Origin of the sequence: Vibrio fluvialis, assembly GCF_900460245.1 — a bacterium.
GTDB lineage: Bacteria > Pseudomonadota > Gammaproteobacteria > Enterobacterales > Vibrionaceae > Vibrio > Vibrio fluvialis.
On record NZ_UHIP01000001.1, the window covers coordinates 1,840,685 to 1,853,446 of the forward strand.

Genomic DNA, 12,762 nt, shown 5'->3' on the forward strand with positions numbered 1-12,762 from the left:
CATATTCTCATCATTCGATACGTCGTTTCATTTCTGAATTATCCGTGCTTAGGTTTATACTCATCCCATGGCGTTGGTGAATGTACCTTTTGGAAATGATTTATTTCCCTCCCCTAAATGGTCACATCGCTTTACCAACGAGTTGTTCTCTACGCCCGCGTGAACACTATGAATACATTAGAAAAAATTCAAAAGAATCTGGAAAATTTTAGCAAGTCGGAACGCAAAGTTGCCGAAGTGATCATGGCTTCGCCGCAAACTGCTATTCACTCAAGCATCGCGACTCTTGCAAAGATGGCTGATGTCAGTGAGCCTACTGTTAACCGCTTCTGCCGCCGCCTTGATACCAAAGGCTTCCCCGACTTTAAACTGCACCTGGCCCAAAGCCTGGCGAACGGTACACCTTATGTGAACCGCAACGTCGAAGAAGACGATGGCCCGGATGCTTATACCCACAAGATTTTCGAATCAACGATGGCCTGTCTGGATGTGGCAAAAAACAGCCTTGATCCAATGCAGATCAACCGCGCGGTTGACCTGCTGACCCAGGCCAAACGTATTTCGTTCTTTGGACTGGGCGCATCGTCTGCCGTCGCACGTGATGCTCAGAATAAGTTTATTCGTTTCAACATCCCAATTACCTGTTTTGAAGATATTGTGATGCAAAGAATGAGCTGCATTAACTGTACAGACAACGACGTGATCGTCTTGATCTCGCACACTGGTCGAACTAAGAGTCAGGTCGAGATTGCTAATCTGGCGCGTGAAAACGGTGCAACAGTGATTGCAATTACCGCGAAAGATTCGCCACTGGACAAAGCAGCCTCATTGTCTATTTGTCTGGACGTGCCGGAAGACACCGATGTCTATATGCCAATGGCGAGCCGTGTCGTGCAGATGACGGTGATCGACGTGCTGGCAACGGGTTTCACCCTGCGCCGTGGTTCAGGCTTCCGCGAAAATCTCAAGCGCGTGAAAGAAGTATTGAAAGACTCCCGTTACGACAAGCTTTCACACTTTTAATCATTAAAAAACGGAGCCTGATGGCTCCGTCTTTCTATCCGCTCAATTTGCTGCTTTCTTCTTCGGCTGAGTCGTGGATCAACAACACCGCGCCATGTCGGTGCGCCTCTATATCCGCGTCAACACATTCGCCCCGGCATGCACAAACCTGATTGAGAATATAAATCAGCCTTTCCGAGGTTAGTGGAATCGGGTTGCCTTTGATCGCATTCGATTTCATCGCATCTCGCGCTACCTGCTCGAATGAAGTACTGCAAACGCCATACTCACTGAGCGTTGGTAGCTTCAATTTATCCAACATCATCTGCGCCCATAAAGCACCATCTTCGACATTAGCATTTTTACGCCCAGTGAGAAGATGTGACAACCTGCGGTAGCGAGCCAGCACATCCTCGCGTCCTGCAAGCTGCGCAGCATGAATATTCTCGCGCATCACATAAGGGGCTAAACGCGCGGTTATCACGCTGTGCGGTGCATCGAGTTTCCCCCCCAGAGCCGAAGCCAGCCCATGCGCCGCACCGAGTTTAGCGTTGGTAATAGCCATGCCACCGAGCATTGCGGCAAACGATAAATCTGCACGTGCCTTGCTATCATCCCGTACACAAGCCGCCAGAATTGAGCGGGAGAGGCGACGTACCCCTTCCTCGCAAATCATGTCAGTCAACGGATTGGGTTCACCGCACACGTAAGCTTCCATTAAATGGGTGAACGCATCCATCGCGCCACGGCCAGATGTCGCCAAATCCGTAGCGTACGTTAATGTCGGATCAACTATCGCAACATCGGCCAACATTTCCGGACTTCGCAAGCTGACTTTCACCCTATCCTGCCCCGAACGCAGAACCGCATTGCGCGTGACTTCGGACCCCGTACTGGCTGTGGTTGGTATAGCAATAAAGGGTAAAGGCTTGGATTTAAGCGGAACATTGCGGCCGACCACTTCCACATAGTCATAAACATTTCCCTGATTGGGAATGATTGCAGCCAGTGCTTTGCCCATGTCGAGCACACTGCCTCCACCGATCGCCACCACTACATCAGGGCTGAACCGACGCCCTCCTACAGCCGCCTCTTCCACCATCGTGATGTTGGGCTCACCACTGACTGCCAAATGTTGGTAACGCATATTCTGTTGCTGCAGGTAATCCACAACAACATTCGCGCGTTCAGTTCGTTTACCTGACACCAAAAGCACGCTGTATCCGTATTGGCTAATCACCGATAAGGAACTTTGCAGCGCTCCTTCACCAAAGATAATCCGACTTGATGTCATGAACTGAAACATGAGGCCTCCGGGCTGAATGCGTGCGATGCGTTTTAGATTGCTCGTATCACGAAAAAAATTGTTTGATGCAGTGCAACTTGCTGTAAATAACCACAATAAAAAAGCAGGTTTTTGCAGAGCATCACAAACGCCAGCTGCAAATCGTTATCTTTCAGTACGGCTTGGAGTCAGAAGCAGATTAGTGATTAAACAGCGACTGAAGCAAATTTATGCGATAGCTTTTGCCTATCAAAAGAACAGGTAATTGCCACTTTATTTTCTAATTTGGATCGGGCATAGTGGCAACAATCGAAATAAAGGAGAAAGTTATGTTCGTAGTGATTTTTGGCCGCCCTGGTTGCCCTTACTGTGTACGTGCAAAAGAGCACGCAGAAACGTTGAAAGCGAAACGTGACGACTTCAACTACCGTTATGTTGATATTCACGCAGAAGGCATCACTAAAGCTGATCTAGAGAAAACTGTCGGCAAACCAGTTGAAACCGTGCCACAAATCTTCATCGATCAACAACACATTGGCGGTTGTACAGACTTTGAAGCATACGCAAAAGAGCATCTGGGTCTGTTTGACGAGTAAGTTGCAGAATGCATTAGAACCCGCTGATATATAGCGGGTTTTTTATTTGTGGATTTCCTTCAGAGAAATGTCAAACCGCAAAAATTTCACTTATCTTTTTGCATATTTACGATACAATCCTCACACTTTAACCATTCTCTTGTTGCGCGCTTGAATCGAGCTAAATTGTGAATATCGACGTCGTACTTTTGCTAGACCAAAACCCTATTCTGCTGATTTTTGTTGTTCTGGCTATCGGGCTTGCTTTCGGAAAAATCCGCTTTGGCAGCCTGCAGTTAGGTAACTCTATTGGTGTTCTGATCACGGCCCTGATCATGGGACATCTCGGTTTTACGTTTAACGCCGAGGCGTTGACGATAGGCTTCATGCTGTTCATTTACTGTGTAGGCATTGAAGCGGGTCCGAACTTTTTTGGCATCTTTTTTCGCGACGGTAAACACTACCTCGTACTCAGTCTTGTGGTTCTGGTTACCGCAACGGTTCTGACGTATATCTCAAGTCACTATTTCAATCTCGATTTCGGTCTTGCTGCCGGCATGATGGCGGGCGCTCTGACATCAACGCCTGTATTAGTTGGTGCGCAGGATGCCCTGAACTCTGGCCTTTCCTCGATTCCGCGCAATATGGATCTGTCGTTGGTGCTGGAAAATGTCTCTGTTGGCTACGCGATGGCTTACCTGATTGGTCTTATTAGTATGATCATGTTCGCCAAGCTGCTGCCAAAGATTCAAAAACAGAATTTATCCGATTCCGCTCAACAGATTGCGCAGGAGCGCGGCCTTGGGGGCAGCAGCCAACGTAAAGTCTATCTGCCGATTATTCGCGCTTATCGCGTCGGTCCGGAGCTTATCAACTGGGTAGACGGTCGAAATCTGCGTGAACTTGGCGTTTATCGCCAAACAGGCTGTTACATCGAACGTATCCGTCGCAACGGTATTCTTGCCCATCCCGATGGCGATGCCATTTTGCAGGAAGGTGACGAGATTGCTTTGGTGGGTTTCCCAGACAGCCATGCGCGTCTCGACCCAAGCTTTCGTAACGGCAAAGAAGTATTTGACCGTAACCTACTCGACCTGCGCATTTCGGAAGAAGAGATCGTGGTGAAAAGTGACAGCATTGCGGGCAAACGTCTGTCGGATCTTAACCTGTCAGAATACGGCTGTTTCTTAAACCGCGTAGTCCGCGCGCAGATTGAGATGCCAATGGACCTCGACATCGTCTTGGCAAAAGGTGATGTATTGCAGGTCAGTGGCGAGAAAAGCCGCGTGAAAGGTCTGGCGGATAAAATCGGTTTTATCTCGATTCACAGCCAAATGGCCGACCTGCTGGCATTCTGTAGTTTCTTTATTCTGGGTATTCTGTTCGGTCTGGTGACCATGACCTTTGGTCAGGTGTCATTCAGCCTGGGTAACGCGGTAGGACTTCTGTTGTCGGGCATCACACTCGGTTTCTTGCGTGCTAACCACCCAACCTTTGGTTATGTACCACAAGGTGCCCTGAATATGGTTAAAGATCTCGGCTTAATGTTCTTTATGGTCGGTATCGGTCTGAGTGCCGGCGGCAAAATGTTTGAACATCTGTCCGAAGTCGGTCCTCAGGTTATTGGCCTGGCATTTATCGTCAGTGTTCTGCCCGTAGTGTTTGCCTATCTGGTGGGCGCGCACATTCTGAAGATGAACCGCGCACTGCTGTTTGGTGCCATCATCGGTGCCCGCACCTGTGCGCCAGCAATGGACATCGTGAACGAGTACGCTAAGTCCACCATTCCGGCATTGGGTTATGCCGGTACTTACGCTATCGCCAACATTCTGATGACGCTGGCAGGTACGATACTGATCCTGCTCAGCTAGTGTTTTTTCCTTTCTCGGGCAACGTTTCTCTGTATCGCATTGCCCGAGAAGCAATAAAAAAGGCGCTGATTTCAGCGCCTTTTTTTATGTATCTATCGCATTAGATGTCGATAACGTCGAAGCTAACCTCTGGGTTAACGTCTGCATCGTAGTCCACGCCTTCGATACCAAAACCGAACAGTTTCAGGAACTCTTCTTTATACAGTTCGTAATCTGTCAGTTCTTTCAGGTTTTCAGAAGTGATTTGTGGCCACAGGTTACGGCAGTGCTGTTGAATGTCATCACGCAGTTCCCAGTCATCCAGGCGCAGACGGTTCTTCTCGTCAGTTTCTGGCGCGCTGCCGTCTTCTTTGTAAAGACGCTCATTGAACAGACGGAAAATCTGCTCCATACAGCCTTCGTGAATGCCTTCTTCACGCATTTTCTTGAAGACCATTGCGATGTACAGAGGCATAACAGGAATCGCTGAGCTTGCCTGAGTCACAACAGATTTCAGTACCGCTACGTTTGCCGAGCCGCCTTTCGCAGCCAGTTTCGCATTCAGGGCCGCAGATGCACGGTCCAGATCCATCTTCGCACGACCCAGAGCACCATCCCAGTAGATAGGCCAAGTCAGCTCAGTACCGATGTAGCTGTATGCCACCGTCTTACAACCGTCTGCCAGAACGCCCGCTTCTTCCAGCGCTTGCATCCACAGCTCCCAGTCCTGACCGCCCATGACAGTAATCGTATCTTCGATTTCCTGTTCAGTTGCTGGCTCAACGCTGGCTTCGATGATCACATCTTTGTTGGTATCAACCGCTGTAGAGGTGTAAGTTTCGCCAATCGGCTTCAGTGCAGAACGAACCAGTTCACCGGTTTCCGGCATTTTACGCACTGGAGATGCCAGTGAGTAAACCACCAGGTCAATCTGACCCAGATCTTGTTTAATCAGTTCAATCGCTTTCTGTTTAGCTTCGTTCGAAAACGCATCGCCATTCAGGCTTTTTGCGTACAGGCCTGCTTCGTGAGCCAGTTTGTCAAACGCTGCTGCGTTGTAGAAACCCGCTGTACCAGGTTTCTTGTCTGTACCTGGTTTTTCGAAGAATACACCGATAGTCGCTGCACCGCCGCCGAATGCCGCCGCGATACGAGAAGAGAGACCATAACCACTAGAAGAGCCGACAACAAGCACACGCTTAGGCGCGTTCTTGATTGGACCTTGTGCTTTAGTGTAAGCAATTTGTTCTTTTACGTTAGCTTCACAACCCACTGGGTGCGTTGTTGTACAGATAAATCCGCGAATTTTAGGTTTGATGATCATATTCAACTTCCTTCAAAAATCTTCGCTAGGATAAAAGTTTCGCCCGCAGTTCGCATCCTATTTCTGTAAAAATGCCTTCATTTAGCAAGTGGTTGGAGCACTCGACGCTGAAATTTCCAGCAAGTTACCCTGTTTTTCCGAGTGCGGCTTACAAACTAAAGAAGGCTTCGATGAGGAAGCCTTCTTGGATGGACACGAACGATTCAATTAAGCGACGTTATTTAGCTTAGGTTTACTATTCTTATTGGTCAAAACTTCGGAGAAATCGTGACTAAAGTGGTCAACCTGTATCGCTTTGTAGCGCAGTTTGTCGGCAGCCAGAATCGCTTCAACTTCATCCGCTGTCAGCACACCTGCCGCTTTGGCTTGCTCAAGACGGTCACCCAACAAACCTTTGCGAGCCACCTTGCCTTCTTTCACACCTTTTGCCAACTGACGTTCCAGCCCTTTGATGCTGTACATCGCCAGGAAAGCTTTTTCCATCAGACCGACACTGTCATTCTCATCTTTACCGATGTAGCACAACTGTGTCAGACGATCACGGTGCGCCCCCGGAGTCATCAGGCTATCTGCAATGTTCAGCGTCAGATTGTCGCTTGGCGCATCGAAATGGTTACCAAATGGGAACAACAGGCCTTTGAGCAGTTTGCCAACAGACTTAATCGGATAGTTACGATACGCTTCATTCAACGACTTCGCCGCGTGGTGCAAACAGTATTGCATTGAGTAGTGTACGTAATTCAGATCCGCCTGCTGACGACCTTCGTCTTCATAGCGTTTCAAGACGGCAGACGCCATGTACAGATAGCTCAGACCATCCCCCAGACGCGCTGAAATCATCTCTTTACGTTTCAGCTCACCACCCAGTGTCAGCATGGCGAAATCTGCACTCACCGCTAAAGCGCGGCTCAGGCGGGTCATTTGCTTGTAGTACTGTTTCGTTGGGCCACTCATATCGGCTTTGATAAAGCGCGAACCTGTCACCGCCGCACCAAACGCGCCAAAGGTGTTTTTGGTTGCATGAGCAATGTGCTTGAACAACAGCTCATCAAACTCTTTCGCACCTTGTTTCTCATCCGGGTTCGCCGCAGCTTCCATCTCTTTCAAAACATAAGGATGACAACGAGTGGCTCCCTGACCAAAGATCATCAGGTTACGGGTCAGAATGTTGGCGCCTTCAACGGTAATCGCCACTGGCACACCGAGATAATGACTCGACAAGTAGTTCATCGGGCCTTCCTGAATCGCACGCCCAGAGTGAATATCCATCGAATCATTCAGAATAGTCCGCGCGATCTCCGTCATGTGATATTTGGCAATTGCCGTCACAATCCCCGGTTTTTCTTTCAGATCCAACGACGTGGTGGTCAGTGTGCGCGTCGCTTCCAACAAATAAGTCAAACCACCGATGCGGCCCATGGCTTCGGCAACACCTTCAAACTTACCGATCGACATGCCGAACTGTTTGCGCACATAAGCATAAGCACCTGTGGTTCGCGCCGTCAGATGGCCGATGGCCGTACCTAGTGCTGGTAGCGAAATACCACGACCCGCAGACAGACATTCCACCAGCATACGCCAACCTTTACCGGCGTAATCCACACCACCGATCAGCCATTCCATCGGGATAAACACATCCTGACCGCGCGTTGGACCGTTCATGAAAGCCAAACCAAGCGGATCATGACGCTCACCGATTTCAACACCTTCGTGGTCGGCAGGAATCAGTGCACAGGTAATACCGATATCGACTTTGTCTCCCAGCAGTTTATCCGGATCGCTCATCTTAAACGCCAGACCCAGCACCGTCGCAACAGGAGCCAAGGTGATGTAGCGTTTATTCCAACTGATGCGAACACCCAGTACTTCCTTGCCTTCGTGCTTGCCGTAACACACGATACCCTGATCCGGAATACCACCAGCGTCAGAGCCCGCTTCTGGGCCAGTCAGTGCGAAACACGGAATATCCGTACCGTCAGCAAGACGCGGCAGCCAGTAATCTTTTTGTTCTTGAGTACCGTAGTGTGAAAGCAGCTCACCCGGACCCAATGAGTTTGGCACCATGACGGAGACCGCAGTACTGATGCTGCGCGTTGCAATGCGAGTTACGATGGTTGAGTTCGCCAGAGCAGAAAACTGACGGCCACCGTACTCTTTGGAGATAATCAAAGAAAAGAAACGCTCTTTACGCAGGTAATCCCAAACTTCTTTAGGCAAATCGCGATCGTGCTTAACAATCTTATGATCATCAAGCATGGACAGCAGGGTTTCCAACTCATTGTCCATGAAGGATTGCTCCTCCGCACTCAGAGTCGGTTTCGGGTAGTGATGCAGTTTTTTGAAATCTGGCTTGCCAGAGAACAGCTCACCATCCCACCAAACGCTCCCCGCTTCCATCGCTTCTTTTTCGGTGTTCGAAAGCGGTGGCAGTACCTGTTTAAACAGTTTAAAAGCGGGGTCGCTAATCCATTTTCTTCGTAGAGAGCACATTGTTCAGATCCTTTTGTTCACTGGTCTTAAATCACGTTATTTAAATTATAGTTTCGTTATTGTGCGGCTACTCCGGCCGCTAAGTATGGAATGATCTGGTCGACAACGGTTTTCGCATCCACCTTATTTCCAAAATCGTTTTCGGCAATCTCGGCCAGAGCCTGGCTCGATGCCATCGTGAATACACACGTACCCAGCGTAAAATGCAGTCGCCAGAACAGGGTTTCACGCGTCAGGTTCGGATTGGCTTTCATCACCGATTCAATGAACAGCGACAACACATCATCGTAACGGGTGGTGATAAACCAACGCAGGTGACCCTGTACATCGGTATAGCCACGTCCAATCAGCAACATAAAACGGCTGGTACCGTTCGGACGAATATCGTTGAGTGCACGCAGCGGACCGCGCAGCGATTCAAACACATCTGCCATGCTGTATTCATCACGCAGATTCAGATTTATCAAGGCATCGTGCACCGCAGGCATGAATGCTTCTAGATAGCGGTTCAATACTGCACGCACCAATGTTTTTTTGTCACCAAAGTGGTAATTGACCGACGCCAAGTTCACGTTCGCTTTGCTGGTAATGGTCCTCAGCGATGTATCGTTAAACCCGTATTCCGCAAACAATCCTTCTGCGACGTCCAGTATCTTATCCTTCGTACTACTTCTTGGTGCCATTTCAATCACTCGTATCAAACATATGTTTAAAATATACCTTTGACACACATGGTTAACAAGTAGTTAACATCACATTTTTTACTCATGGTCCGACCAGGAGACATTTTCTACACGCAACTTTTTGATCCAGCTCTAATTCATAAAAAAGTGAAGTTTTTTTATCTTTTCTGGGAACTCTTTTTGTGAAGCCCGGTCTGAATTATCGTAGTTGGCAGAGCTTTAAGAGTTTTACAGGCCGTCGAACTTTCTTCTTTCACTGACAACTGACATTTACGCTGCTTTTTCTTATTAACTCCTATGTTTGTATCAGCCCGGATCGACTTTGTTCCGGGCTTTTTTTCATCTGGCGATCAAGGCACACTACACATCACTGTTTTTGCTGACGGATAAACATGAAGCTCGCCCACAGCCCTATCACTTATCACCACTTTGCCAATCTTTCGTTTCACCTCAAGCGAGACGACCTGCTTCATCCTCAGTTCAGTGGCAACAAAGCGCGTAAATTCATGGCGCTGTTTGAGGGCCAGTATTCAACAATAACCACGTTGATCAGTTACGGTTCCGCGCAAGCTAACTCGCTCTATTCTTTAGCAGCCCTCGCCCGCCTGCGAAACTGGCAACTGGAGTTCTATGTCGACCATATCCCCGCTTGGCTGAAAGCTACGCCGATTGGCAACTACCGGGCCGCACAGGAGCTGGGCGCACGAATCATCGAGACCCGGCCTTTGGGTGAGCATCATCCGCGTGACTATATTGCTCAAATTCGCCAACCGGATGACTCGTGTCTTTTTGTTGAGGAAGGTGGACGCAGCACTATCGCCGAACAAGGTGTCATTCAACTTGCCAATGAATTATTGGCATGGATAGAGCAGCAGCCAAAACAGGCGTGGCGGGTGGCGTTGCCGTCAGGTACCGGTACCACAGCGTTGTTCCTGCATAAAGCCCTATCCGAGTACGATATAGAAGTGGTGACCTGCCCTTGCGTAGGTGGCGAGGCTTATCTTGTTGAGCAATGTATCGAGCTGGGGGAGACATCCCATCCAGTGATCATCAATGCTTCATCCAAGCACCGCTTTGGTCGCCTTTATCAGCAGGACTACGAGATTTGGCTGGCTCTACACAATCAGACAGGTGTCGAATTTGATTTACTCTATGACCCGCTAATGTGGCGCAGCCTGCTGGAATGGCTGCCTACTCAGCCACATAAGTCATTGATTTACATCCATCAGGGTGGATTGCTGGGTAATGAGAGCATGCTTCCACGCTATCGGCGTCAATTTGGCAAAAATGAACAGCAAGAGTAATCTAGGCGCAAAAGGAGCCCGTTTATGATCAAATCCATTGGTGTATTTACAGCTATCGTTATAGCAAGCACTGTTCAGGCAAATACGGTGTCTACGTCTACCCAACAAAATACACTGTTGATGGATGGCAGCATCGGCAAGCGCGTTTGCTATTACGAAGATAAAGCGTATTCAGAAGGTTCGGTCGTTCAGATAGGGCAAGTGTATATGATATGTCAGCGAGCCAATGATTTTGAAACCAATGGCCCGCTGAAATGGGTGGTGTTACAACAGGAAAAGCCGAAAGCGCCTTAAATCGGTTAATTCAATCCACCCATCAAGGTGTATTTTACTTCCAGATATTCTTCCAGTCCGTGCTTGGCTCCTTCGCGTCCCAAGCCTGACTCTTTCACACCGCCAAACGGTGCCAGCGTGGTTGAGATCAGCCCTTCATTAATCCCAACAATACCGCTTTCCAACGCTTCACTCATTCTCCAGGCTCGTGCCAGTGACTGCGTATAACAATAGGCGGCAAGACCAAAGTCTGTATCGTTCGCGCGTTCAACCACTTCCTCTTCGCTGCTAAAACGGAACAGAGCCGCAAGCGGACCGAATGTCTCTTCGCGAGTCACCAGCATATCATCGCTCATTTCAGTCAGCACATGCGGAACGAGTATACGACTGCCATCTTGAGGCAAGGTCCCAAACGCCACTTTAGCGCCCTTTTCTACCGCATCTTTGATGTGGCTACGTACTTTCGCAACCGCTGCATCATTGATCAGTGGACCAATTTGCGTGTCCGGATCTAACCCATTCCCCACTTTCAACTTACGCACCCGATCCACCAATTTCGCGGCAAATTGTTCATACACGTTGTCATGGACGTAAATACGGTTAGCACATACACAGGTTTGTCCAGCATTGCGGAATTTGGCGATCATCGCTCCATCCACAGCCGCGTTGATATCAGCATCATCAAACACAATAAATGGCGCATTGCCACCGAGTTCCAACGATAGCTTTTTGACGTTGGAGGCCGATTGCTCCATCAGAATTTTGCCGACTCGAGTCGACCCCGTGAACGACAGCTTGCGAACGGTTTTGCTCTTTGTCAGTACTTCACCAATCGAAATTGCATCTCCCGTCACAACTTGCAATAAGCCATCCGGCAAACCCGCACGTTTAGCGAGTTCTGCTAACGCAAGAGCAGTGAACGGTGTATCAGGAGCAGGTTTGAGTATCACTGCGCAGCCTGCTGCGAATGCAGGTGCCGCTTTTCGTGTGATCATCGCGGCGGGAAAGTTCCACGGGGTAATCGCGGCAACCACACCGACAGGCTCACGAGAGACCAGAATACGCGCATCCGCTTTATGCGTCGGAATCATTTCGCCATAAGCACGTTTGGCCTCTTCGGCATACCACTCAACAAAGCTGGCTGCATAACCTATCTCGCCTTTGGCTTCGGATAACGCTTTGCCCTGTTCACAAGTCATCAGATAAGCCAAGTCGTCTTTGTGCTGCTCAATCAGATTGAACCAACGACGCAGCACACCAGAACGGGTAGCCGCTGTTTCTTTCGCCCATGAGCGCTGCGCTTCCTGAGCCGAGGCAATCGCACGCTTTACTTGATTGGGCGTTAGCTCCGGCACCGTGCCAAGCACTGCACCATCGAACGGATTCGTCACCGTCGACGTTTTTCCATTCTCACTGGCCACCCAATGGCCATCAATAAAACACTGCTGCCGGAACAACGCAGAATCTGATAATTGCATTCCCATCTCCTGAATAGTGAATCTTAGAGCGCTGAAATCATGTTTCAGAGTATGGCATCAGTTATAGCACTAATCAGAAACGCCGTCCGAATGAAATGGGGAGTTCACGTGCAAGAGCGTAAAAGCTCGGCAGTGACATTATCTACAAAAATGGATCAACCCAACTAATTCAGAATGCAAATTAATCCAAACATCAGCGATACAACGTCAGATTATTTGAGGTGAGAAATTACAGAAACGAAAAAGACAGAAACGAAAAAGCCCCAGCATTTCTGCTGGGGCTTAAAATTTGGCGGTGAGCAAGAGATTCGAACTCTCGATACGTTGCCGTATACACACTTTCCAGGCGTGCTCCTTCAGCCACTCGGACAACTCACCGGGGTGTTAACCTCATCGGCTAACGAGGCGCTAATTTAATGATTCTGCTTAAGATGGTCAAGTGCAAAACCGAAAAAAAGAGTGCTATGCAGTTTGTTTGCTTACTAATTGGCTAATTAG

At 48.9% G+C, this 12,762-nt stretch carries 10 protein-coding genes and 1 tRNA gene; 5 read left to right on the forward strand and 6 right to left on the reverse strand.

The window, feature by feature from the left end:
* Positions 1–168: 168 nt before the first annotated feature.
* Entirely contained in the window at positions 169–1,023 is an 855-nt protein-coding gene (locus DYA43_RS08680; RefSeq protein WP_020327718.1) for a MurR/RpiR family transcriptional regulator, read from the forward strand.
* A 34-nt stretch (positions 1,024–1,057) separates the two neighbouring features.
* Here DYA43_RS08680 and DYA43_RS08685 read toward each other — a convergent pair whose 3' ends face one another.
* Positions 1,058–2,308, reverse strand: coding sequence for an iron-containing alcohol dehydrogenase (locus DYA43_RS08685; protein WP_061056654.1), 1,251 nt, complete (start codon positions 2,306–2,308; stop codon positions 1,058–1,060).
* Between the two features lie 308 nt (positions 2,309–2,616).
* Here DYA43_RS08685 and DYA43_RS08690 point away from each other — a divergent pair, with 308 nt between their 5' ends.
* Both DYA43_RS08690 and DYA43_RS08695 read left to right on the forward strand, forming a co-directional pair.
* The gene (locus DYA43_RS08690; protein ID WP_020327720.1) at positions 2,617–2,883 is read left to right on the forward strand and encodes a GrxA family glutaredoxin; all 267 of its coding nucleotides are present in this window, start codon (positions 2,617–2,619) and stop codon (positions 2,881–2,883) included.
* Positions 2,884–3,050: 167 nt separating this feature from the next.
* Positions 3,051–4,733, forward strand: coding sequence for an aspartate:alanine antiporter (locus tag DYA43_RS08695; RefSeq protein WP_020327721.1), 1,683 nt, complete (start codon positions 3,051–3,053; stop codon positions 4,731–4,733).
* A 100-nt stretch (positions 4,734–4,833) separates the two neighbouring features.
* Here the strand turns inward: DYA43_RS08695 and fabV are convergent, their stop codons facing one another.
* The 3 genes from fabV to psrA form a co-directional block, all read right to left on the reverse strand.
* Positions 4,834–6,036, reverse strand: a complete 1,203-nt coding sequence (gene fabV / locus DYA43_RS08700) for an enoyl-ACP reductase FabV (RefSeq protein WP_024374315.1) — start codon at positions 6,034–6,036, stop codon at positions 4,834–4,836.
* A gap of 207 nt (positions 6,037–6,243) precedes the next feature.
* Entirely contained in the window at positions 6,244–8,526 is a 2,283-nt protein-coding gene (locus tag DYA43_RS08705; RefSeq protein WP_047458749.1) for an acyl-CoA dehydrogenase, read from the reverse strand.
* 56 nt (positions 8,527–8,582) lie between these two features.
* Positions 8,583–9,209 carry a TetR family transcriptional repressor PsrA gene (psrA, locus tag DYA43_RS08710; protein WP_024374313.1) on the reverse strand — a complete coding sequence of 209 codons (627 nt, stop codon included), beginning with the start codon at positions 9,207–9,209 and terminating at the stop codon, positions 8,583–8,585.
* 392 nt (positions 9,210–9,601) lie between these two features.
* On the opposite strand from psrA, the gene DYA43_RS08715 reads away from it, so the two are divergent.
* Together DYA43_RS08715 and DYA43_RS08720 are read left to right on the forward strand one after the other, a co-directional pair.
* Entirely contained in the window at positions 9,602–10,513 is a 912-nt protein-coding gene (locus tag DYA43_RS08715) for a 1-aminocyclopropane-1-carboxylate deaminase/D-cysteine desulfhydrase (RefSeq protein ID WP_061056655.1), read from the forward strand.
* A 24-nt stretch (positions 10,514–10,537) separates the two neighbouring features.
* A complete protein-coding gene (locus tag DYA43_RS08720; protein ID WP_020430104.1) occupies positions 10,538–10,807 on the forward strand; it encodes a YnjH family protein in 270 nt (89 codons plus the stop codon).
* A 5-nt stretch (positions 10,808–10,812) separates the two neighbouring features.
* Here the strand turns inward: DYA43_RS08720 and DYA43_RS08725 are convergent, their stop codons facing one another.
* Positions 10,813–12,264 carry an NAD-dependent succinate-semialdehyde dehydrogenase gene (locus DYA43_RS08725; protein WP_061056656.1) on the reverse strand — a complete coding sequence of 484 codons (1,452 nt, stop codon included), beginning with the start codon at positions 12,262–12,264 and terminating at the stop codon, positions 10,813–10,815.
* 290 nt (positions 12,265–12,554) lie between these two features.
* Positions 12,555–12,642: transfer RNA gene (locus tag DYA43_RS08730), tRNA-Ser, on the reverse strand.
* Between the last annotated feature and the right edge of the window lie 120 nt (positions 12,643–12,762).